Origin of the sequence: Halococcus dombrowskii, from assembly GCF_022870485.1 — an archaeon.
GTDB classification, from domain to species: domain Archaea; phylum Halobacteriota; class Halobacteria; order Halobacteriales; family Halococcaceae; genus Halococcus; species Halococcus morrhuae.
The window spans coordinates 185531-209772 of sequence record NZ_CP095006.1; the positions used below are offsets into that span (position 1 = coordinate 185531).

The 24242-nt window shown below is 56.9% G+C and carries 20 protein-coding genes; 17 read left to right on the forward strand and 3 right to left on the reverse strand.

What is annotated here, in order from left to right; translation table 11 throughout:
• The first annotated feature begins 317 nt into the window (after positions 1–317).
• The 8 genes from MUK72_RS15210 (at position 318) to MUK72_RS15245 (ending at position 11521) form a co-directional block, all read left to right on the forward strand.
• Positions 318–1370, forward strand: coding sequence for a transcription initiation factor IIB (locus MUK72_RS15210; RefSeq protein WP_244705993.1), 1053 nt, complete (start codon positions 318–320; stop codon positions 1368–1370).
• 96 nt (positions 1371–1466) lie between these two features.
• Complete coding sequence (locus MUK72_RS15215; protein ID WP_244705995.1) at positions 1467–2450, forward strand: transcription initiation factor IIB; 984 nt, start codon at positions 1467–1469, stop codon at positions 2448–2450.
• Between the two features lie 507 nt (positions 2451–2957).
• Positions 2958–4292: a Cdc6/Cdc18 family protein gene (locus tag MUK72_RS15220; RefSeq protein WP_244705998.1), complete on the forward strand. Its 1335-nt coding sequence runs from the start codon at positions 2958–2960 to the stop codon at positions 4290–4292.
• Positions 4293–4529: 237 nt separating this feature from the next.
• Positions 4530–5495, forward strand: a complete 966-nt coding sequence (locus MUK72_RS15225; protein WP_244706000.1) for a hypothetical protein — start codon at positions 4530–4532, stop codon at positions 5493–5495.
• A 2-nt stretch (positions 5496–5497) separates the two neighbouring features.
• Positions 5498–8563 carry a putative sodium/potassium/calcium exchanger gene (locus MUK72_RS15230; RefSeq protein WP_244706001.1) on the forward strand — a complete coding sequence of 1022 codons (3066 nt, stop codon included), beginning with the start codon at positions 5498–5500 and terminating at the stop codon, positions 8561–8563.
• 96 nt (positions 8564–8659) lie between these two features.
• Positions 8660–9619 carry a hypothetical protein gene (locus MUK72_RS15235; protein ID WP_244706003.1) on the forward strand — a complete coding sequence of 320 codons (960 nt, stop codon included), beginning with the start codon at positions 8660–8662 and terminating at the stop codon, positions 9617–9619.
• Between the two features lie 138 nt (positions 9620–9757).
• Complete coding sequence (locus tag MUK72_RS15240) at positions 9758–10690, forward strand: replication factor A (RefSeq protein ID WP_244706005.1); 933 nt, start codon at positions 9758–9760, stop codon at positions 10688–10690.
• Positions 10691–11521 carry an RPA family protein gene (locus MUK72_RS15245; protein WP_244706007.1) on the forward strand — a complete coding sequence of 277 codons (831 nt, stop codon included), beginning with the start codon at positions 10691–10693 and terminating at the stop codon, positions 11519–11521. It abuts the gene before it with no gap.
• An 82-nt stretch (positions 11522–11603) separates the two neighbouring features.
• Here MUK72_RS15245 and MUK72_RS15250 read toward each other — a convergent pair whose 3' ends face one another.
• Positions 11604–12602 carry a DUF3267 domain-containing protein gene (locus tag MUK72_RS15250; protein WP_244706009.1) on the reverse strand — a complete coding sequence of 333 codons (999 nt, stop codon included), beginning with the start codon at positions 12600–12602 and terminating at the stop codon, positions 11604–11606.
• A 65-nt stretch (positions 12603–12667) separates the two neighbouring features.
• Positions 12668–13081 (reverse strand): hypothetical protein, encoded by a 414-nt coding sequence (locus MUK72_RS15255; protein WP_244706011.1) that lies wholly within the window; start codon positions 13079–13081, stop codon positions 12668–12670.
• A gap of 123 nt (positions 13082–13204) precedes the next feature.
• Here MUK72_RS15255 and MUK72_RS15260 point away from each other — a divergent pair, with 123 nt between their 5' ends.
• Positions 13205–13738, forward strand: coding sequence for a hypothetical protein (locus tag MUK72_RS15260; protein ID WP_244706013.1), 534 nt, complete (start codon positions 13205–13207; stop codon positions 13736–13738).
• A 19-nt stretch (positions 13739–13757) separates the two neighbouring features.
• Here the strand turns inward: MUK72_RS15260 and MUK72_RS15265 are convergent, their stop codons facing one another.
• Positions 13758–14075: an FUN14 domain-containing protein gene (locus MUK72_RS15265; protein ID WP_244706015.1), complete on the reverse strand. Its 318-nt coding sequence runs from the start codon at positions 14073–14075 to the stop codon at positions 13758–13760.
• Between the two features lie 180 nt (positions 14076–14255).
• Here MUK72_RS15265 and MUK72_RS15270 point away from each other — a divergent pair, with 180 nt between their 5' ends.
• The 8 genes from MUK72_RS15270 to MUK72_RS15305 all read left to right on the forward strand — a co-directional run bounded on the left by MUK72_RS15270 (position 14256) and on the right by MUK72_RS15305 (position 24123).
• Positions 14256–14546, forward strand: a complete 291-nt coding sequence (locus MUK72_RS15270; protein WP_244706017.1) for a helix-turn-helix transcriptional regulator — start codon at positions 14256–14258, stop codon at positions 14544–14546.
• 48 nt (positions 14547–14594) lie between these two features.
• The gene (locus MUK72_RS15275) at positions 14595–14759 is read left to right on the forward strand and encodes a DUF1931 domain-containing protein (protein ID WP_244706019.1); all 165 of its coding nucleotides are present in this window, start codon (positions 14595–14597) and stop codon (positions 14757–14759) included.
• Positions 14760–14812: 53 nt separating this feature from the next.
• Entirely contained in the window at positions 14813–15157 is a 345-nt protein-coding gene (locus MUK72_RS15280; RefSeq protein WP_244706021.1) for a hypothetical protein, read from the forward strand.
• A 90-nt stretch (positions 15158–15247) separates the two neighbouring features.
• Positions 15248–16846: a hypothetical protein gene (locus MUK72_RS15285; RefSeq protein WP_244706023.1), complete on the forward strand. Its 1599-nt coding sequence runs from the start codon at positions 15248–15250 to the stop codon at positions 16844–16846.
• A gap of 661 nt (positions 16847–17507) precedes the next feature.
• Positions 17508–19070 carry an AAA family ATPase gene (locus MUK72_RS15290; RefSeq protein WP_244705391.1) on the forward strand — a complete coding sequence of 521 codons (1563 nt, stop codon included), beginning with the start codon at positions 17508–17510 and terminating at the stop codon, positions 19068–19070.
• Positions 19071–19595: 525 nt separating this feature from the next.
• Entirely contained in the window at positions 19596–19991 is a 396-nt protein-coding gene (locus MUK72_RS15295) for a hypothetical protein (RefSeq protein ID WP_244705393.1), read from the forward strand.
• 78 nt (positions 19992–20069) lie between these two features.
• Positions 20070–20861, forward strand: coding sequence for a hypothetical protein (locus MUK72_RS15300; RefSeq protein WP_244705394.1), 792 nt, complete (start codon positions 20070–20072; stop codon positions 20859–20861).
• Between the two features lie 82 nt (positions 20862–20943).
• The gene (locus MUK72_RS15305; protein ID WP_244705396.1) at positions 20944–24123 is read left to right on the forward strand and encodes a VWA domain-containing protein; all 3180 of its coding nucleotides are present in this window, start codon (positions 20944–20946) and stop codon (positions 24121–24123) included.
• The last annotated feature ends 119 nt before the right edge of the window (positions 24124–24242 follow it).

Consider the following 24242-nt stretch of genomic DNA (forward strand, 5'->3'; position numbering starts at 1 on the left):
CCATCCAGAGGAGTGGCTCGCTCCGGGCGTTGCCGTCTCTCCATCCTTCCCTTCAGCAGCGATCCGGGGCGAGCCTCCCGCCTTCCGCTTCCGCCACCGCTGTCGCTGCCGGCCTTGCTGATCGATCCGGAGGGGAGCTTTTCTCTCCCCCTCTTGGTCGACTCAGTTTCGGTGAACATGTCAATCGATACATATCGATACTGGGGTGTGTCGTCTCCAGACCGCACGCGTGGTTTTTCCCACCTACCGAGGAGTGAGAGGGATACACCACCAGGAGCGACACTGATCCCTCCTGGTCGCCCCTGCTCGTGATTTCCATGACACCAATCAACCAATCCGAGCGTACTGACCACTCTGACCAGCACACTCAGTCCAATGGAGGCGAACGAACTACCGGCTCCAGAGCTGAAGAAACAGACAAGGCAAACTCCGAGTCCGAAACCACAACCGAGGAAGAGACTGAACGGAAGCGCGAGAAATGCCCAGAGTGTGGCGGGCGGTTGGAACACGACTCCGAACACGGCGAAACGGCCTGTGTCGCGTGTGGTCTCGTCGTCGACGACGACGCAATCGATCGCGGTGCCGAGTGGACCGCTTACACGAAGAAAGAGCGTGATAAGAAATCGCGCGTGGGAGCGCCTACGACGAACATGATGCACGATAAGGGGCTATCGACCCAGATCGGCTGGCAGGACAAAGACGCCTACGGCAATACGTTGTCAGCGAGTCAGCGCGAGAAAATGCAGCGCCTCCGGACGTGGGACGAACGCTTCCGTACCCAGGATTCGAAAGAGCGCAACCTCAAACAGGCGCTTAGCGAGATCGGCCGACTGATGTCCGCACTCGGTCTCCCCAGATCCACGCGCGAAACCGCAGGTGTGACCTATCGGCGTGCGCTCGAAGAGGACTTGTTGCCCGGTCGGTCGATCGAAGGCGTTGCCACCGCTGCAGTGTACGCTGCCGCACGGCAGGCCGGCACGCCCCGATCGCTCGACGAGGTTAACCACGTGTCGCGGATCGGACGGATGGAGCTTATGCGAACCTACCGATACATCGCCCGTGAGCTGAACCTCGAAATCGAACCCGCAGATCCCACGGACTACCTGCCGCGGTTCGCGTCCGATCTCGATCTTTCCGAGGAAGCCGAACGCCGGGCGCACGAACTGCTTGACACTGCTGTCAGTAGAGGGTATGCCAGCGGGAAGAGTCCCGTCGGGCTGGCTGCTGCCGCACTCTACGCTGGCGCGCTGCTCGTCGATGAAAAGACCACCCAAAGCGCCGTCAGCAGGGTGTGCGATATCTCCGAAGTCACGATCCGAAATCGCTACAAAGAACTGTTGGAATTCGAAGACGGCGTCAAACCACCTTGAATCGAGCGAATCAGTGCAAATCAGACAATTTTTATATGTTTTGGGTGCTGTGGTAAAATATAGCAAATCGTATCTCTGCAAGGGTGCTTTCACAAAATGGTTGATATCGTCCACAACGAACGCGAGACAACTGAACGCGACCGTGATATCGGAGAAATTACCGACGAATCAGCAGTTGAGACGTGTCCGGAGTGTGATGGCACGCTCGAACAGGACCAGAAACACGGTGAAACGGTTTGTGTCGAGTGTGGCTTCATCGTCAGCGACGACGAAATCGATCATGGAGCCGAATGGCGAGCCCATACGCACGAAGAGCGCGAGCAACGATCACGAGTCGGAGCGCCCACGACGAACTTGATGCACGACGGGGGTGTGTCAACAGAGATCGGCTGGCAGGACAAAGACGCCTACGGCAATACGCTGTCAGCAAGTCAGCGGCAGAAAATGAATCGGCTTCGGACGTGGCACACCCGCATCCAGACACACAACCACAAAGATCGCAACCTCAAGCAGGCACTCGGTGAGATCAATCGGATGGCTTCCGCACTCGGTCTCCCGACATCGATTCAGGAAACAGCAAGCATGATCTATCGGCGTGCGCTTGACGAAGACCTGCTTCGTGGCCGCTCCATCGAAGGGGTGAGTAGCGCCGCCATCTATGCCGCTGCCCGCCAAGCGGGATCTCCACGAACACTTGACGAAGTTCACACAGTGTCTCGAGTCGAGAAGCTCTCGATAACGCGAACATATCAGTATGTGACTCGCGAACTGGGTCTCGAAATCGAACCCGCAGATCCACTGGCGTATCTCCCCCGGCTCATTTCCGATCTCGATCTGCCCGAGGAAACTGAACACCGGAGCCGTGAGCTACTGACAACCGTTACTGAGACCAAGCCAAGCTATCTGAGCGGGAAAAATCCAGTCGGGTTGGCCGCCGCAGCGATCTACGCTGGCGCGCTGCTCACCAACGAGAAAGTCACTCAAACAGCCGTTGGCGACGTTGCCGATATCTCTGTGGTCACGATCCGGAATCGGTATCGAGATTTGATCGAAATTGAGGGCGAAACCCAAGCTCCGTGATTCTCAGACAGGGTCACCTACAAATGGTATAGGACAGCCCTACAAGACAGCAAGGGGAGAGGGGGAGGGGGTGTGTCCGCAATTATCCCATGGATAAGAGTGTTCTTCCTCCCTTCTGGAAGGGTTGATTCAGTTTTCCCTGGCGACTACAGCGTGGAACATCGCTTAGTGTGATTCCTAGAATGAGGTGTTTCGTTACCCCTTCGTTCCTTTGTCTATCCAGACTAACTAGAAGGCTAGTAGTATAGTATTGTATTTTACGATAGCAGCATATAATTCCTGTATTTAGCTAGTATCTAGATAGAATCGTCGTTAGGGATGCTAATACAATCGTTTACCACTGTTCCGTATCACGTTCACTTCATAGAAAATGGTCTTATAGAAGGTAGCGTAATTGCGGACACCCCCCGTCCCCCTCTTATAAAAAAACATGGCCAGAAGACTTCCCAGACAATGAAGACATTCCAGACGGGGGGTTTATCTTTTCGTGTCACAACTGATCTACACATGGATGGATCGGGCCCTTCCGAGCCGGGCGGGCAGCCTACCCAGCAATCGGGGTTGCGTGATTTCTCTACGAGTTCACAGGTACTGGCGGATGGGGACGTTTTTCAAGGAGATAAGATACAGCCTGAGACTATGCCTGAGCGCGAATCCGAACTTGGGGAGATCCACAGCGCAATCGAACCCGCTGCCCGTGGGGAAAACCCACGCAACCTTTTCATCTACGGGAAACCTGGACAAGGAAAGACCGCAGCGGTGCGTCTCAAACGAGAGCAGTTTTCCCAGTTCGCCGATCGTGAGGATTTGGACGTTACGATCACGTATATCGAATGCAACTCGGCCAACAAATCCTATCACGTTCTGACAACCGCGTTGAAGAAGCTCAAGGAACTAAATAACAAACCGCGTGGAAGAACGATTGACAACCTCTATTCAGCGGTTTTCGACTACATGAATTCACATGGCGGGACCTACATATATGTTCTCGACGAGATCGACCGCATCAAGGACGATGATGAAGAAGATGATCTAAATATTCTTTACAAGCTACCGCGAGCGTACTCCTCGGAGGATCTCGATGATGACATCGGTTGCTCTGTGATAGGCATCTCGAATGACCGGCGATTCAAATCCAACCTTTCACCACGAATCAAGGACGCTCTTTACGATACTGAAGTTGATTTCGTTCCATATACCCGTGAAGATTTGCGAACGATACTCTATCGACGGGCTGCGAAAGGATTGAACGATACGGAAGTGATTTACGAAGACGGCGAGACGGCCGGGTTGCGAAGTTCCGTCATCTCTGAGAGCGTAATCGAAGCGTGTGCGGAGAGTGCCGAGCGCGAGCGCGGGTCTGCACGCCAGGCGATCGACCTTCTCGGCCAAGCTGCGACAATTGCACATGATGAGCGGGACGATGAGGTGAGCATTTCCCATGTTAAAAATGCACAACAAGAGGTGAATAAGAACTATATTAAAAATATGCTAAATGATCATACGTCTGATGATCTGCTAGCGTTGTGTGGCGTCTTATATCTCGAATCCAGAGCTAAGACGCCTGCACGGACGAATCAGATCCATGAGCACTATACGACGTATGCTGAGTCCGTTGGCGATATACCGCTTGTACAACGTCGTATGCGGGATCGTCTCCAGGACCTTTCGTTGACGGGAGTGATCAATATGGTGAAGGTGGTTGGTGGTCAAAGGGGAGGTGCGCGGTGGGAGGTTGAACTTGCAATTCCGCTGGACGAGACTGTCGATATACTCCTGAACGACGACAGTTATGCAGAACACTACGAGCGTATTGCTGAGGAAATAGCATCGGAATTGTAGTGATTCTGTTCGATGAGGTAACTGTTGTTTGGAATGGAAAATAATCCCCAATTGCGGACACCCCCCGTGTAGCCGTTGTCTTCAGGCCTTCTACTCCACGCTAATTCCGGACATGCCCCCTTCCCCCCACTCATCATATTCATACACCGTCTCGTGTGACACTACCGATGTGTTGGGGGTCACATTAATGTGGAAGCTTCCCAAACTGTGTCGGAAGGCCCGCTTTGGAGACTCACAATGGAGGTCCCAACCGGCGCACTCCCGTACATCGAAAATCAGTGGTCGCATCACGAGTTCATCGAGAGCGTCCAGCCCCGCTACGCTCTGACGAAGATCACGACTGCGCGCCAGCTTCTCAAACGCGACGAAACCGTCGACTCCTATTTCGGTGCAGAGACGAAGGTCATCACTACGACGACGGTCGATGATGCGAGACTGAATCCGCTCTCGTGGGAGCAAGAACTCGATATCGTTCGCGAGTTCGATCCCGCGTATCACATTCCTTGTGACTACTCGACATACGAAGACGCCGACCAGAACGAGCGGATCGAGAACGTCACCAACTACCTCGAAGGCACGATCACGATGCAGCGCTGGCTCCGCGACGCCAGCAGCGAGACACAGATCCTCCCGCTGATCAAGGGCGTCACTGACGAGGAACGTGACCGAGCCATCGCAACGCTGGAGCCGTACGAGTTTCCGGGCTACGTGTTCTACGGCACGCAGTACTTCACCAGTGGCGATGGTATCCTGATCGACGAACTTGTCGCAGACGTGACCGCCACCACACGCGGGCATGATCGCCCGCTGTTGCTGATCGGCTGTCTCTCGCCGAACTTCCTCCAGCGGATGCCCCGACAGGTCGTTGCCGGCAGTGGCGTCCAGCGCTGGCGGATGCACATCAAACCACGCAAGCAAGAGCCAGCAGAGATGCGTGAAGCATGGGCTGAGCTTCGTGGAGAAGTCAGCAACGCCCTCGTGGCACCGCCAGAGACCGAGAGTGGGAGTAGGGGTGGGTCCCAGCCGCAGCCACAACAGACCAAGACCGCCGAAGATAGCGATACTCCTCCCACAGAAACGACGCCGCTCTCTACATTTGCGACTCGCGATGACGCTGATGCTGATGCAACGGATTCACAGGCAGAATCACCTACTGCGAGTCGCACGGACAAACCAGAGACCGAATCGGGGAGTGGAGACTGACGATGGGTGGACGGTTTGGCGGCTCGACCGACGGCAGTTCAGCATACGAAGACCGCCGTCCGCCGCTCGAAGAACGCGAAGACGAACACGAAGAGGTGATGGAGGCGCTCGAACAGTTCCGACGCGACCAACGCAGAGAGGATGGCGACGACACCACCGATTCTATCGACGACGATGCCACCGCTGACGCCGACAGCGATGCCGACACTGATACTGATATCGGTGGTGATGGCGACGAAGACACTACTGACGTCGAATCCGCTGCCGTCGATGGCGAAGATGGCATGGAAGCGGACAGAGAGAAACGGGTGGATGCGTTTGAGGACAGCGACCAGCCTCAGTCGTGGCACGAAGCCGTCCAGCAGCGCGAAGGCTACAACGAGCTCGTTCTCGACGAGTATGCAGACTACGCAAGCGGCGGCTCCGAACGGCACGAGCGAGAGGCCGGTGCGTTCTACGACGACATGTTCGATCGAATCGACGAGTTGGGGCCACTGCACTCCGAGCGTCACACCGCGGCCGACGCCACTCAGCAATCCACCGGTTCTACTGAGTCGGCAGATCTCACTGGTGATGGAGACTCGTTCGGCACCAGCTCGCTCGCCGCCTCAAGCGGCGTCCTTGACGAAATCGGTGGGGTGGACTATGCCGATCTCGAAGAACCCGGAGAGGCAGGGACGCCCTCATCAGCCGGCGATGTCCGCACCGACCGGAGCGGCCTCGACACCACGCTCGGAAGCCAGCGCAAAGCAGAGATGCACCGCCTCGAACGCGGCACCGACATCGCAGGCGGCTACGACTGGGACAAAGATGAGCCAGTCTCAGCGCCCGATCCCGACCCGCGTGACAGCCTCAGTGGTGAGGAGCTCGGCGCGGTCAACGACGCGGCGACCGATCTCGCTGGCAAACATGAAGACGCAACGCAAGCAGAGATCTCCCACCAGCTTGCCGGTACTGTCGAAGATGGTGACGATGTCGCAACCGCCGCCGCTGAACTGGACGACGGACTCACCGATGGAAGTGTGACGCTTGAGAGTCCGCCGGGACAGAACGATGATCCACGCCATCGGCGCACGCGTATCCAACAAGAAGAGATCGAAGCCGATTTCGACCATCTCCAGCAGATCCACGACGAAACCGCCGAAGGAGTCAACACCGGCGAACGCGCCAGTATCGCCCACGCAACCAACGAACAAGCACGCATCTCGCCGCGTGAAGTGCTTCCGAACGCACCTGACAGTACAGATTCGTACGAAGGAGATGATGTTGAAGAGCAGTGGGGAGAAGAAGGTCGTGAGAACATCAAGCGCGGCATCCGGACGATTCGGCAGGGATTCGAAGACGGAACCGTCGAAATCCAGACCGAGACCGAAAACGGTCACGAAACCGTCGAAGCGGCGCTTCGAACCGGGCCAGTCGCAGATGCAGCCGTCGAACAGCTCACCGAAGATGTCGCAAGCGGGCTGAATGCGTCCCATCCACCACGACGTGCTGTTTCGGAAGTGGTCTCCGAACTCGACTCCAACCCGCGGCTGAACGACGTATTTGATGCGTCAGGCTACGACGCCCGCGAATATCTCTCTCCGGAGGAAACCGAGACCGTCACCGAAGCGGTGGATGATCTCGAAGAGGACTTCCCGCAACTCGCTACCAGTCGCGACGAAGCAGAGCAGCGGGTCGCCAGCATGATCGTTGACAAAGGCTATACGGAGAGCGACGCGCTCGTGATGGATACTGTCCGCGATGCAACCGACAGCGGTGGGATGGCATGGACGAAAGATCAGATCGAGATCGACCAATACTACACGCCGCTGATGGATACTGACCTCACACAGCGGGATACTGCACTCCGGACCGGAAAACGAGACAAAAAATACCCTCTCGGCTCGCTTGAGGCATCGGAACACAGAGAGAATCGTGAGTATCTGAAAAACAAATTCCAAGCAAGTGCCCAATACATCGGGCGAAACGACGCGACGAACCAGCCACAGTATCGTGCTGATGTCGAAGGGCGGGTCAACGGGCTCAAACATCCCGACTCTCCAAGCCAGCACCAAGTGGGCTGGCTCAGCTCGCCAGAGGGCCACCCGTCCAACGGAACGCCACTGAAGGTGACATGGTTCAAATCTTCCGGTATGGATGACAAGGTGATAGGTCGGGGTGGAGGTGCCCCTGAGATCGTGGGATCGCGAGACTACCTCCGGGTGGGTGATCGTGTCCGCTTTAGCGATGCGACCGTCTCACAGTACGACGGTGCCAACGGGTCAGAGAACACGGTCGCTGTGCGCGAAGTCACGCAAATTGAGATTCTCGAAGAGGGCGACGGCGACATCATCCACGGAGGGATGGGAATGGACAGCGACCAGCCAGCAACTGAACAACCACCGGACAACCATCGTGATGTGCTGTCGCAGGAACGTGATGAAACCGATCCAGGAGATTTCGATACCATCGAAGCATACTGGGACGAAGTTGGCCACGATAATGACACACGGCGTCCCGCCGACGCCGATACGGTCACTGCCGAACGAACTGTCGTCAGCGACGACGGGGCGTTTACACCGGACGATTTGGGCGAGCGTGACGGTGTCGAAACGAGTGTCAGCGCTGATGGGAGCCAACGATATACCGCGACCGGCCGCGAACACGGTCGCCCAACGGGCAATCCCTACCAAGCTGCAGAGCACAAAGAACGCGAGAAAGAGCGACGCAGAGGCAAGCAGTATCAAGACTCGCGTGATAGCTATCATGAATACCAGCGCAAACGCTGGGATATCCCCGAAGAAGTCTACGAGTCCGGTGAGGCCGAGCAACGCGAGAGCGATAAAGAGAGCCGGAGAAACGGCTACCGACGAGATGCACAAGAGCAGTTCGGCTACACCGACACCCAAGTTCACGCTGATCTCCCATGGCCGGGCAACGACACTGAGCGACGACCACAACGGCCGGCTTCGGACACAACGCCAGCACACCGGCCGGATGTCGACAGCAAGCAGCTTCCCTCCCGTGAAACAAGAGCTAAAGCGGATGTGGCAGACATTCCAGGCTTCGATCCAGATTCCTCCTGAATTGGTGGCGGGTTCGCGTGTTGAGTGGAGTTTGATCAATATTTTGGGTAACGAATATCAATCAGCAGGCTGTAGTTAGCACGAGGCCGGTCAACAATGGTCGCCCAACATACTCAGGACGAGGATACCACCACTGAGAATAGCCGTAGTGATGACAACAGTTCGAACACCAGCGACGCTGATACCGAGCAAACGGACGCCCAATCAGAGCACGACATCGACGAGATGAAAGACGCAGCCGCGACCGAGCTGTACGATATTGAGTCTGCCATCGATGGGCCTCATAACGGGGTTGAGCGCGGACGTATCATCGGCTTTCTCAGAGATGAGTTCAATGTTAGTGAGGACCGTGCTGAGGAGGTCATTCACACAGCGCTGATGGAAGGCTACTGTTACGAACCGGGTGTGTCGGAAGAAACCGGCGATGAATTGTTGAAACCCATCACGAAACCGATCACGGACAACGAGAGCGACCAGCCAGCAGACAGTGATGAAGAGAGTGAAACTACTAATCACGAGCCAACCAGCGAAGGGGGCGAAGACGCTCCGGAGGATAGCGCTTCTATCGATCTCGATCAGATACAGTCGTTCTTCCAAGGGAATACTAGCGATACACACACTGTGAAATCAATCACCGAAAGTGTCGAATCTGGGCTCCTCACTGGCTCTGAAATTGCTCTCGATGAACTCGAATCAGCTATTCGTGACAGTCAGTGGGATGGCGAGCTGCGCGAAGTGGTCCTCTCCGCTATCGAAACCCTTCGCGAAGAGCGCGAAGCACAGCGAGAGTTCAACCGCAAGATCGAAAACGGTGAGATCGAAACCAATACTGAATTCCCCACACCCCCTGAACAGGAGATGCAAGAAGGTGATGGGCCGCCACGGCCACCTGTTGATCCGGATGCCGAACCCGAGCCTGAATGGGACGACACTGATCCGATCCTTGACGAATACCACGACCACTATCAGCCGGAATTCCCCGGCCAGATGAGTGGCGAGTCCATTCACCTCGAGGACGACGACATGGAGTGGCGCGAGCCACGATCGCTGTACTGACCGCACTGCCGCGGACTACCTTGGACGTTCACGAACCGCCGTTCACTTTCGCTTTCCTCCCCGGAGGTTTTTGTCCGAAGCCCGATAATCGTGGTACTGTCTCCCGACCGAATCCCACGTGGAGGCAGTGACAGTCCCATGGCCGAAGTACGCTCACACGCCGAAGAAATCCACGACCAGTTCGCCGATCGAGACGGGTTCGACGTGACCGTCGATGAAATCGAAGAGCGCCTCGACACGTTCGTCAACGACTATCAGGTTCCGATCGACGAAGCTCGTCAAACTGTTACCAACAACTACTACGACCAGACCAAGAGTGATCCAGAATCACTCCGTGAAAACAACGAACACCGCGATATTGGGAGTATCAACACGGCCGACGAGTGGGTCGATATCACGGGGAAAGTAGTCGAGCTCTGGGAGTCGGACGCCGACGCTGTCGGACAGGTCGGCCTCATGGGTGATGAAACCGGCCGGATCAAGTTCACCGCGTGGGCGAAATCCGATCTCGATACGCTCGAAGAGGGTGCAGTATACCAGCTCGAAAACGTCGTCACTGGCGAGTATCAAGGCCGCTATTCGGTGAAGCTGAATTCCAATACGAGGATCACTCCATCAGACGAAACAATCGAAGTCGGTGACAACACCACCGAGGTTGAGGGGGCGCTGGTCGCTATCCAGAGCGGAAGCGGCCTGATCAAGCGCTGTCCCCACGACGATTGCACGCGCGTCCTCAACGATGGCCGGTGCTCCGAGCACGGCGAGGGTGAGGGTGAGTTCGACCTCCGGGTCAAGGGCGTCCTCGATGACGGCTACGATGTCGAAGAGGTGATTTTCAACCAAGAGATGACCGAAGACCTCGCTGAGATCACTCTCGCCGAAGCGAAAGAGCGCGCGATGGACACGCTCGATACGACCGTCGTCGGTGATGACATCCGCGCAGATATCATCGGCGGGTATTATCGTGTCGGCGGCCCGAAACTCGGTCGGTACGTCCTGGTCGATGAGTTCGAGCGTCTCGGCACGCGCGGCGATGCCGACGAAATCCTCATCCAAGCGAGGTCGCTGTAGATGAGTTCGAGTTCACCAGGTCGAGAGGTTGCCCGGCGGCTGTTCGCCAGCGAGTTCAACGACATTGGGTACATTTTCACCGAGTCCGACGACGACATGGCTCCAAACTACGCGCTATTGCCGACAGGCGCGAAGGCCAATCGCGTCTTCTTCATCGGCACGCTCACTGACACCGAAGACGTTGGCAGCGATGAGGAATACTGGCAAGCACATGTCGTTGATCCCACGGAAACGTTCTACGTCTACGCTGGGCAGTATCAGCCCGAAGCCGTACGGATGCTCTCGAAACTGGAAACCCCAGAATACGTCGCGGTCGTCGGCAAACCCCGGACGTATGAAACCGATACTGGGATGGTGAACGTCGCAGTCCGGCCGGAATCGATCACCGTCGTCGACGAACCGACCCGTGAACGGTGGGTGATCGAAACGGCCGAGCAAACGCTTGATCGCCTCGAACACTACGACAACGAAACCAACGACTACGCACGGATGGTCGACGAGCGCTACACCACCTCGCTTGAGACCTACCGCGAGGAGATCATCACCGCACTCGAAAGTCTCGATGAGGCCGAGGGGGCTGATGATGCCGACGATTCCGGTGCTAGCATTAGCGATGCTGGTACTTCCAGTGAAGACGCCGAAACCACCGATACGGACCATACCACTATTGATACCGAAGCCAGCAGTACTGCTGCCACCGACGAGGATACTGACGAAATCACCACTACCAGTTCGCGTAATGTGAACGGCGAGTCCGACACCAACGCAGACGCAGAAGCAGACACCGACACTGACGCTGACGCCAACGAAGCGGACCAAGACACTTTTTGATCGTCTTCTGTCAGAACTGCCAGCTCCCAGTTACAGTCAAAAACAGATTCAGCATCGATCCTCTCACGTATTCGGGATTTCGTCAGTGAGGATAACGACTAGTGGGTTTCTGTTGGATTTTGAGAGGGACTGTCAATCTCTTCACTAACTCTTCACACCGTTCGAGCAGCGTTACTGAATCCAGCTGTGACAAACGATCGTAGACGAGCATTGGATGGTCTCGGTTCGAGGAAGTGTAGTACAGGCGGCTACTAGGTACCTTCAGCAAATACCACACGCTGCGGAGATCATCAACTGCGCCAATCGTATTGAAAAGAAGTCCACAGAACGCCACTGTGACGAGCCAGCCATCGGCGTGGAACAGAGCCGGTAAAAGTGATAGGGTGATAACAATTGACGGTGCGAGGGTCATAAAAATCCGCTCCCAGCGGGAAAGGAACGCTCCAGAAGGACGAATATATGCAGCCAGCGGCAGGATCACACCGGTCGAAATACTACATCCGTAGTGGGCAGCAACCAGAGCATGGGTCGCTTCATGGAGAAGTGTCACGACAACACCGACTCCAACAAACAGTAGCCAGTCAGCTTCACCGATCGGGGGTGTGCCCCATAGTGCAGTCATCCCCCGCCAAAACCCCGGCAGAAGCCACAGCAATGGGATCATCCAGATGAATCCAATCACAAGCCGCTTGGCCATCGATTCAGACGAGACCTCCCGTGGTGGCCGAAAGTCAGTCGGCCAGTCTGGAGGGAACGCCGGTTGTTGGCTTCCAAAGACCCGTGTCTCAAACCGCAACCGAGGAAGCCAGTCAAAACGTGGCATCTTTTCGGTACCATTCCATTCCGCTTGTTTCACAGCCGCAGTGAGGACACAAACAATGCCAATCGCAGACAATCCGTCGAAGAGCGTATTGATCACAGTAACAGCTAGCAATCCTGGCTCGGAAGGGACAATGGAAGACCACGCGAAGTCGAGGAGAATTAGCACCACACCGAAGCGAAGTGCCGGACTTGCATTCCAGACAGCGATCGGCTCCTCCAGTTCAGTTTTCAGTTGATTTTTCGTAGACGTGGTATCCATACTCTACTGTAGTATCGGTTAGCTGTTATAAATATCAAACGGTCAATTACTGAATCCGAGTGTGCTTACAGTCGGAAGCTAACATCCGAGTGGGTGAGTAATGTCGCTCCCTGTTCAACCGCCTGTTCGGCCGACAGCCGGTCCTGCATCACGAATACGTTCTGGTCGCCACGGCTCGTGTGATACACCGAGTTCCGGAGAATATCCGCATGGTCGGTGTATTTCGGTTTGACGACACAGTATGGTTCGATTGCGTTAGGGCCAACGCGCTGAAATTCATAGAAATACTCGCCCAAGAAATCGTCCACCTCATCGATTTCGTCAGTAGGAACCTCAAAGCGGTACTTCTCGTTGTCATACCACTCGCGCAGCTCGGTGAAGATTTCATCGGTGTCGAAATACTGGCTGAAGATATAGAGATCTGCATCCTCGACTTCGAAGGCAGTGATCTCCGTGGTATCAACATCGAAGGTGGACATCGGATGGGGCTCCGTTTTGAGGGCGATCAGGTGCTCTCGGTGCGTTCATGTGTTTTCGCCGAGTTCTCATCTACCTTTCGGGCGCAAAGCATTTGTCAAATGGTATCATACACCTACTCAGAGATGGGATCAACCGAACGTGAGTTGGTCACGCTCTTTCGAACCAAAACGGTCGACCCGGACAGCCAGCCCGAGCTGGCACGCACGCTTCTCGAATCCCGGACGAAAGTGTCGAGTGAAACAGGGTATATGATGAAATTTGGCGAGCGAAGCCACCGTGCGTTCACCGTTTTCGACGCTTACGATCTCGGTGGCGAAGGCTACCCCGTTTCCGAATCCGCACTCGACTCGCTTCCCGCATACATCCGCGCCACTCTCGAACGTGATGGCGTGGTCCAGATCCTTACCCACTATGATACCGCCGAGAGCGAGTTCACCGATATCTCGCTCGCCGACGAACCCACCTCCGAGGAACTCATCGCTCGGATGGCGCTCCTGCTCGGTCGCGGGCTTTCACTCCACGAAACAGTGGATTACCTCGTCGTCAAGGAACTCGATCACTATGCAGCCGAACAATGGGCGTCGATCCGAGGCGTTGGCGTCGAAGCCGTCCGGACGAACGTACGGGAAGCTCAAGAGCAACTCGCACTGTCCTGAATACGTTTCAGAAGCTCTCTCAGAATTTCTTGAATGCGACGAGAAACCCACCGACAAATCCTGCGCCAATGGGGAGTGTCGCGCCAACTGCTGTGAGCCACGACGGAACCGACTGGAGACTCTGGTGTACACCCGCGAGTGCGGTGTCGAGCGCCTGCCACTGGACATCGAGAACCCCTTGGTGATCGAGATACGCGAAGATCGCCAGCTGGACACCGATCAGTGCGATCACGAGCTTGAGTAGTTTCTTCGCCGCAAAACCGGTGACACCGCCTGCGAGCGCGCTCCCTCCAAACGCCACTCCGAGGTTCCCGAACACGGATTCGATTCCCAGCACGAGCTTTCTGTCCCATCTTTGTCCGTGCTGGTCTTTACCTTACCGGCTATCGATCAGCTGCCAGTTGCAGCGGATGAATATATGAAACATTGCCTGAATTGGTGTGGCCCTCTCTATCGGTCTTTTCTTGGCAAATCGAAAGCAATAAAGCAATTGTCATGGTATGTTTTCGACAGCATGATGCATGACTTGTCGGGATTTCAACGAGATATTCTCTACGTGATCGCTGGCATGGATGGCGACGAGTATCCACACGGCCTCTCGATCAAAGACGAGCTCGAACAGCATTACGAAGGAGAAATCAACCACGGTCGGCTGTATCCGAATCTCGATGGATTAGTAGAGATGGATCTCGTCGAAAAAGGGACAATCGACAAACGTACCAATTCCTACACACTCACCCAGCGCGGCCACCGCGAGATCGAAGACCGCCGTGAATGGGAGAACCAGTACGTCGATCTCGAAACCTAAGCCGCGTTTCAGTGAATATAAGTGAGCGATGGCAGGAATAGAGGATGCATGGCAAACTTGATCGTCAAATCGGCCGTGAAGGAGCAGATCGACCAGAACGTGTCGTCGGATTTCTACGACAAACTCGAAGGCGAAATCGAGCAGGTGCTGGCAGACGCAGCCCAGCGTGCGGCAGACAACGACCGCAAGACCGTCCAGCCGCGCGACCTCTGAACGGCAGTCTGTCGGCCACTCACGCGCGTTTTTCTTCTCCGTGAGCGGTAGAGATGCTCGATCACGATCCCACCATCGACCGATTCGATGCCGAAGACGATGACCGTCCGTTGATTGTTCAGTACGTCGGCGTTGCACTCCGCGAGTGGCCGCCGCTGTTCAGCGTCGAAGACGATGGAGCCTGCGACGACTCCGCCTACGTCGCGCTCCGTCTCGATCTGTACCAGGGCGAATACTACCCGTTCTCGGATCTGCAGGAGCGGTTCGACGAGTACGATATCGACGCCACCATCGTCGGCATCGACACCACCAGCGAGAACGATCTCCCCCGACTACTCCTCCAAGTCGATAGCGCCGAAACGAGCATCGACGAGGACGTGTTCGAGCACGATCGCTGACGATCATTCTCAGTGAGCGCGACGACTGTGGTTTGTCATCTCCAGAGGGGCTGAGAGGACCGAGCACGATCTGCTCGTTCCGGTGAGATCATGGCTACTAACGCTACCAGTACCAACAGCGACGGCAGCAGCACCAGCGACGATACCACCGGTGCTGATGGCAACGCCCACGAGACAGACGCATCGACCGACAATCAGAACCAGACCGGGACTACGGTGAGTGCCGAGAGTCTCCTCGCCAGAGAGCACACGCTTGCGTTCTGTGGCCTCAATCCCGAGGACGCCGCTTCATATCCCGATGCTGTCGATCCAGCAAACAGCGACGGGCGACTCAGCGACGACGCACTCTCGTTCAAAGAAGTGATCCGTCACCTGCCGATCGCGAGCAGCGGCGGCCTCTATGCCGACAATCGATTCGTCGGTCAGGATGGCAACATCAACACGGCCGAAATTCGTGATGTGGAAGGGCTCGACACCGACGCCATCGAGCAGGCGACCGGCATGAGTGTCGAAGACATCGCTACCAGTGCCGAACAGCGTGACTCGCTCGTCGAGGTGTCCGACCACCAGGACATCATCGACGAGCGCCGACTCGCCCTCCACACGCTCGGCCTCCCCGTGAAGTTCCGCTGGCAGATCGCGTCGGATCAGTACTGCATCGTCCAGCCTGCCGACGCGTACATGCCCACAGTGGGGGCGCTCCAGAAACGCGGCGCGACCGACGCGTTCGGCTGGGCACATTACCGTGACTGGGGTGGAACGCTCAAGATGAGTGTGATCCTGCCGAACCTCCGCCGGACACTCATTCCTCTTGATGACGACGATGACGAGGAGGAGGATGGTGGAGACGATGAGGACGATAGTGATCCTGCCTCCCGTGCTCAACAGCGTGACGACGCACTCATCGGCGCGATTGGTGACGAGAGTGACGGAGAGGGTGTTACCGTCTACGGTGGGTTCCAGACGGGATATGACTTCCGTGGCTCCCAGACCATGTGGGCGCGGCCGCTGCTGTACGTGCCTGCGAGCGATGTCGCTATCTTCGGGATGGGACAGCGCTACTCCCGCCGGCACGTCGGATCGGCTACCGACGCGATCCATGAGCGCAAAAACGACCGCGTGCCCATCAACGAGTGGTGGGGAAACATCTACGACGACATCGAAAACCAGACGACCACGGTCGATCGGGCAATTCTCCGGAGTCGCGCGGTCGCGATCGATTTCGAGGACGTGCCCTACTCGGTCGACGAGTTCTATACGTACTTGGGCATCCCCGGCAAGTACGCCGAAGAGGCTGCCGATCGTGCGAAAACATTCGCCAGCCCACCAACGTCGCCCACGATCTGGAATCTTCAACTCTCACTGCTGGTCGCACTCGACGCGCTCTACGAGGGCTCACACGCCTCGGACACGTACCAGGACTACAACGAGGTCGCCCAGCAGTTGCTCCGCCAGCCTGCGCACTCGATCCAGCTCGCGCTGAAAGAACACGATCTCCGCGCCGACGAGAACACTGCAGCCAAGCAGCTGCCGCCGGAGCAGCAGTCGCTTAGTGATGCTATCGAGGATCTCGCTACCATTCCCGGTGTCGATGCCGACACCGAAACTGACCTCTCGAACGTCGATGCTCAGCGCATCCAAGAGGGTGTCTCGGGCGGGCTACAGCAAAAACTCGACAGTCTCACGTGAACACCGGGTTGCCCGAAAGAAGTCAACTGATCGCTGTCCCTACCTGAGTTCGTCCGGTCTTTCAGGTCGGTGTGGGGGGCGAATCGAGTGGACGGGACGTTTGAGATAGTAATAGATCGCAACGCCGATGAGTCCGATACCAAGAACCAGCAATATCATACCTCCGATACCACCCTGACTCCCGCCGAAGATAAATAATAGCCCAAATAGAACTGCGCCACGTCGAATCATCCGTCCTCTCATCGTGAAAATTTTCGCATGGCAATTTGGACACCGAGTTGCATCCGGCTGGATCGTCTCACGACAATCTCCACAGCGAACCACCCCTGCCTCGTCTTTTTGTGGCCGACTCCCGCCGATCAAGAGATTTTTGAAGAATCCCATGCTTCTACTGTCGTTGCTCTGGAACTTATAATTCGGGGTCGGTAGTTGTATTTTTTCGATCGCGGGCTTGAGCGGTCTGGATGCCGGTATTTATTGAGGTTATAATTCTCTATGGTAAGGTATATTGATCTAGGATTGACGATTAGAAAGAAAATGTGTCTGTGATCTAACTTGTCGGCAAGCCTGTCCAAATACGCGACGGCGCGTAGTTTTTCTCCCGGAGAGGAGTGACGGAGCGGTCAAACTGGCCGTGCCACTCAGCCGAGTCCAATCAACCATGCCACCAGCCACAGCCATGAGCGAAACCGAAACAAACGCAGACGCATCGTCCGATGAGCAGCGCCTTCTCAGCCATCTCGCTGAGCACCTCTTCCACGAGATGGGTGGCGACCTTGCCGTCGAAACGCTCCATCTTCGTGCAACCGATCATCTCGATATCGACGCCGAAGCAGTCCAGAAACTCACCGAAGACGGGGCAGAAGACGGCATCTACCAGATCGAGCGGGGAGACGACACCGCCCAGCGCATCACCGACGTCAAACCTGTCGGATCGCCACCGGACGAGCTTGGCGACATTGCTGGCCTCGATATCCAGAGTGACGACGATGAGCCGGCAGATTTCACGCAACTCGATGTCGTAGGCGAGAGCATGGCTGCATCGCTGCATGACGCTGGTTTCGACTCATATGGCGCGCTCCACGCGGCCACGCCGAATGATCTGACCGACATTCCGACGATGACCCAGAGTAAGGCCCAGATCGTCATCGATCAAGCCGGTCAGCACATTCCGACCGAGAAGATGCTTGCGTTCGAGGCGATCGAACGCTATCAGAACCATCTCGACGAGTACGACGGCCAGCACGCGGTCGTCCAGGACATTCTCGAAGTCTCTCAAGATGTCGGCGATCCACTGGCGCTTGACCCGACTGTTTCCTCAGACGAGACCCACTACAAGGGACTACTCGTTCTCGATGATACTGGCCATCCAAATCTGGTGCAGGCGAACGAATTCCCCCAGCATGAGCAGCACTGCAATGACGGTGAACCAATTCCACCGAAGGCAACAGACATCGACCACATCGGATTGAATACGCTTGAAGCCACTGCCCAGAAGCTCGCTCGCGGCAACATGGGACTCCGGCTGGTCGGCCCGCATGGCTGTGGGAAGAACTACCTGCTGCGCTATCTTCACTACAAAACCAATCGCGTGCTGGTGAGCGTTGACGCTGACTCGTCGATGCTCGCTCAGGACATGCTGGGTGTCTCGACAGTCAACAAGGATCGCGTCGTCGTGTTCCGTGACGGCGTCCTCACCAAAGCGATGAAGCACGGCTACACGATCGTCATCAACGAGGGCAACGTCGTGCCGGCAGGCGTGATGATGGCACTTCAGAAGATCCTGAATCAGAACGTGCTCACGGTGAAGGAATCGGGCGAGGAGATCGTTCCCCACCCAGCAGCGCGAGTCGTCATCACGATGAATCCGCCGACACGCGAATATCGCGACAGCGAGCCGTTCAATGCCGCCACTCGTGATCGATTCCAGACCATCTACTTCGACTATCTCGATGACGACGATGAAATCGCGTTGCTCGACCAAATGGCGAATGCAAACCGGCTCCGCATCAAGCGCGACGACATCAAGCGGATGGTCGAGTTCGCTGATGCAACTCGCGACAACGACACGTGGCCGACGGTCTCAACACGAAAGCTCGAACACGCTATCGACTGGATCGATGAGGGTGCGAGCGTTCGCGGCGCGCTCAAGCACGTCACGAAAGCGGCCGCCGAACCGCATCAGAATCCGGCCGATACCCACGAGAAAATCGAGGATATCTAGCGATGGTGGGATGTCAAGATCAAGAGCACGCGGAACGAATGGTCCGGGGGATGTACGGGGCGAAGCGTCTTGATACCGAAGATCGATATTGTCGAGGTTGTGGTGCCACAGCAACCGGTTCGGTATGGACAGAGGCAAACGATGGAATGTGGTTCGCCTGCGAACACGGCCATCTCACCTGCCTTGATTATGACTGACAAGCTATCAACTCGTGAGAAACACGTGGCTATCTCAGTACCGGGTCGGTGGCTCATCTATGTCGTCGTATTGATGATAGTCGCTGGGTCCATTGGATTCATCGGTGTGGGGAGCACCCAGCAAACGCCAAACGCGACGGCGAATACGACCACGACTACAGGTGGGCAAGATACGCAGACGACGAACGGGACGACAACGAGTATCGAGACAGCCGCTCGTTCACCGACGCCGACACCTGACGCAAACGATGAATGGAAAAACGCAGCACCAGTCGGTACTGATCGAACTGCCAACGAGACGCTCCCAGTTGGCGATCGGGATTGGCACGTGTTCTCGCTCGAATCGAGCGGACGCATCACCGTTCGTCTTGTCGCAGGCAATCGGACGAACATGAGCGGTTTTCTCTACGACAGTGGCGGTGATCTCCTCGATAGCACGTATATTGCACCAGGTGAGCAACTCTCGCTGGCCGGTCAAGCCGCTTCCGCAGGCGACTACTACGTGTTCATCCGAAACGAAGCCAACACATCCGGTGCGTACGCATTCAGTATTTCAGTTGACGAATCCGAGACAGCGGCCGATGATGGTCAACCCCAAACGCCAGCTGAAACCAGCAGTGGAAGCGGTCCGGGCTTCGGTCTGCTCGCCGGGCTCGCGACGGTTGTTGGCACTGGCATTCTCCTGCTCTTTCGTCTTGTTCGCAATTCGACGCGATTCAAATGACAGTATCTTTATGAATTGTCTTTCTGAGTAGTGTTCGCGGCGAAACAGTTACTTTTCTGGGACTGGATTTCTTTCAATATGAGCGGTCAGGACTCGTCAGAGACGGCTGTTGACAGCGATAATATCGATATCGGTATTGGCGATTTGGTGCTCGATCGTGACACCGACCACTCCGATCCGGCGGTCGTCGTGAATACGCCACCAAAAACGGCTGACGAGTGGAAAGCATACACCGGCACGACAGTTGCCGAAGACAATCCCGAATACCCGGCCGATGCATCGATCATCGTCGTTGCATTTCGAAACGAAATTCTTGACGAACAGCCAGAGATGGTCGCCCCGGACTCACCGATCCCACTGGAGGATCTGAATGAAGTCGGTATCAAACACTACTCGTTCCCTGTCCCTCGGCTTCGGCGTGGCGATCCTGAAACCGACGATTTCGAGGCTCTCGAAGATCTCGACGACATCGACAGCAACAGCAACGGCACTGACGACGAGTCTGTGTCCACGAGCGAAGACGAGCAAGCGAATCCCTCAGAGACCTCGGAGACAGACACTGAACCTGCAGATGCAACAGCTACCGATCAGGATGCAGGCACGGCAGAGGTAGAGGACGCCACCGACGAACAAGACCAAGACCAAGACCAAGACCAAGAGCTGCAACAGCAAGAACAGGAACTAGAACAAGAATTGGAGCAGCTCACGGAATTCTTGCGTGACAACGGTATCCGTTCCGAAATCGATGGGAATGTGGTTGTCGCCGAGAAACTCGGCCAAAGCTACGAGATCACCCTCGATGGAGAGGTCAACGGTGGCGGAGCCTTTCAGGATCGTCTCGAACAACTCGCCAGCGAATATACAGCCTGAACGCAGCTACGCCAAACACCCCAATCGGGTTGGGGGTGGCTGATTCTACCAGTATTTCTTTGCGGCAGAGGCGTGACCGGCCATGTCATCCTCACACTCTTCCACCCAGTCGGATAGCGCGAGTGCCGCCAGTGATGCCCTCACTCCACCGGCCGAGACGGTTCGCTCGTGTGCAGATCGCGAGCGCCGGCTTACCGAATACATCCGTGCGCACACTGGCGAAGATATCGCTGTCCGACTCACGCCACACGTTCCGACTGCATGTGTCATCCCGACAAGCGAAGAAGCGCTCATCGACTCGGATAACGCCGAATTTTCCGACGATGAGGCTCGGCAACTCGTCGAGTCAGTTGACGCCGACTATCTCGTTCTCATCTCGACACACCCAGCGAACGTCGATAATCTCCCGATCGACGACCAGTTGACGGCTGACCGAGCACAACAGTTCGGCTATGCGCTCCACGAACTGGGGCACATCCGCTACACGGCTATCGCGGACGCCGCAGCACGCCTCGAGGACCGTGTGGACAAAGATCAGCAGGAGTTCGTTCACGGCCTCTGGAACAGCTGTGAGGACGCCGCTATCGAGAATCAACTCGCTGTTGATCAAAGCCAGATCGCCGCCGACCGTCTCGAACTCGTCAGCCGGAGCATCAGCACCCACGCCGATGAGTTCGCAGCCGAGGAGTGCTACGAATTCACGTTTCGGGACGCAGTTGAGCAAGCACTGTACGATGAAGGCATCTACGACACGGGCGTTCGTGACGCACTCTGTGATCCCGACGACGGCCGAATCGTCTTCGCGGGTGACGCCGACCAACAGGCGTTCGAGCGAATCGCTGACAGTATCGAGGAACTCATCACGACGGTTCTCACGACGCCTGATCCCGTCGAGCGCGTTGAACACGTCCTCGACTGGTGGGAAACCGTCGTCAAACCGCTGCTTGATCCGCCCGAACACGATGACCAGGACGACCAGCAAGGGATCGAGCAGCCAGACCCCGACGGGGCAGCTGGCGAATCCAGCGCCAGTGCCAACCCCGACACCAGTAGCGATCCCTCGTCAGACGGCCGTGAAACCGACCGATCCACAGCCGAAGATGCAGACAGCAGCCAGTCGTCAGAGAACGGAGAGTCGGATGAGAGTAGCACTGTAGACAGTACAAACGGTACCGACGAGTCTGAGAGCGGGAGAGATGACGAGAGCGCTACAACGGAGGAGACGGGTGCGACAAGCGAAATCGATGAGGCAGCCGGTTCGCAGTCGGAACAGAGGCCGGACCCGGATGCGATCAATACCGATCAGCGTCAGCCCAGTCCCGGTGCCGACGCGCTCGATTATCCGGATATCGGCAGTGACGAAGATGCCGACGCTCTCGACCAGCCCGAATCCGACGGTGACGGCGAGAGTAAACCCGAATTTGAATCCGAAGCCGAAGCCGAAGCTGCGGGTGGTGATGAAGACGAAAAGACGGCGGAATCGCAATCGCCGAGAGAGCCAGCCGCCGACACGCAGGCTACCGAGAGCGACCGTGACTCCGAGAACGGCCTCGGTGCAGCGGACGATGGTTCTGTCGAGACGGACGCTGACACGACTGCTGCTGACGCTGAAGCTGGTGACGAGGACACCAACGGTGAAACTCCCAGCACAGTCGGAGATTCGGACAGCGACACCAGCCGAGACGATGAAGGTGATACTGGCGATGCGGCAGAGAACAGCACTGATACAGGTGGTCGTGAGGAGGCAGTCGGGAGCGACGATGACCAGTCCGCTCCGGAGCACGGTTCGGATGCAAGCCACAGGGATACCACCAGCGCGACTGGTGAAGGTAGCGAACAGGACGGTGAAGGGGAACCGGAAGGTGCAACGCCAGAATCCCAGTCCGACGAAAACCCGTGGGGGACTACCAACAGTACCGGGACGAGCCAAACCTCACTTGGCAGTTTCTCCGCACCGAGTTCCCAGACCGAGAATGAATCAGGATCCTCAGACGGCGGCGAGAGCGACACCGGAGACAGTCCTGGAGACATCACTCCCGGCACCGGAGACGAAAGTAGCAACGGTGAGGAAACCGCCGGTAGCGGGAACGGCGATGAGAACGCCGGAGACGGGGAACCAACCGGGAGTAGTGACGGTAGCAGCATCGGGGACGAAAGCAGCGATCGCGAAGAGAGGGCCGAAGCCCACACCCGCACAACCGACGAGGACGGTAATGATACTACCAGTAGCAATGGCGACGAAGAGCATGCCGACACACCACCCGAGAGCGCATCCGAATCAGACGGGCCGTCACCGGCACCACGTCCAGCTCACGCGGACGGAGAAGAGGGCCTTGACCGCGAGGGAGCACTCGATACTGACCACGAGGCGGCACACGATGAAGCCGAGCATGCAACGCCCGACGAGACCACGCTCGAACACGAGCTCGAAGACGTTGCCGATGCGCTCGATGCGCTCGACGAACAGGACGGCGGTGGGGCCGCACCGGGATCGCTATCAGAACTCGCCATCATGCCGGACACAGAGGGGTCGAACACCGCCGATACAGCCGAGCGGTGGGGAGACGCTGCTGCCGACGCGGAGTTCGTTGCAGACGCGCTCCGAAAGGCGCTGAAAGAGAGCCGCCGGGATGCAGATCGGTCCGGCGTCACCAGCGGGACGTTCGACCGGCAACGTGCGGGTGCGCTCGCTCGCGGTGACATGGGTGCGTTCAGCGTGCGCCAACCCGGTGACGACAAGCAGTACGACCTCGTGATCATCCTCGATCGGAGTAAGTCGATGCGTCGGCATATCGACACCGCTGAAGACGCGCTCGTGCGGTTCGCGCTCGCGTGTGAAGATATCGGCATCAACGTTGGCGTGGTCGACTTCACGCAAGGCGAGGCACGACTGGTCAAACCGTTCAGCGTCGAGTGCGAGCATGTCCGTGAAAGCTTGCTCTCCAAGCAGTATGGTGGCGGGACACCGCTCGCCGACGCACTGGGACTGGGTCGAGAACTCCTCGAACAACGACGCAACAGCCCGCTCGTGCTTGTCGTCACCGACGGCAAGCTGGGCAATGCAGACGCCTATCACGACGAGCTCGCCCAGTCATATGCACCCGTCTGTGGTCTCACGCTGGTTCTCGATCAGCCCTCGGGAAACGTGCCCGAGAAGGTTGCTCGAAACGAGCGGTTCTACGACCGCCACGTGTACGTCCACGAACCGAGCCAACTCGCTGATCGGCTCGACCAGTTCGCCGTGATGTTCGACGGACTGTGATACTGTAGCCGGGCTGCAGTTTTTCTTTCCGTGAGGGGCGAGGGAATCCCCATGTCCAACACACTGTCTTTCGCTGACGCTCTTGCCGAGTCTGGTGAAACAGTCGCGGAGGAACTACA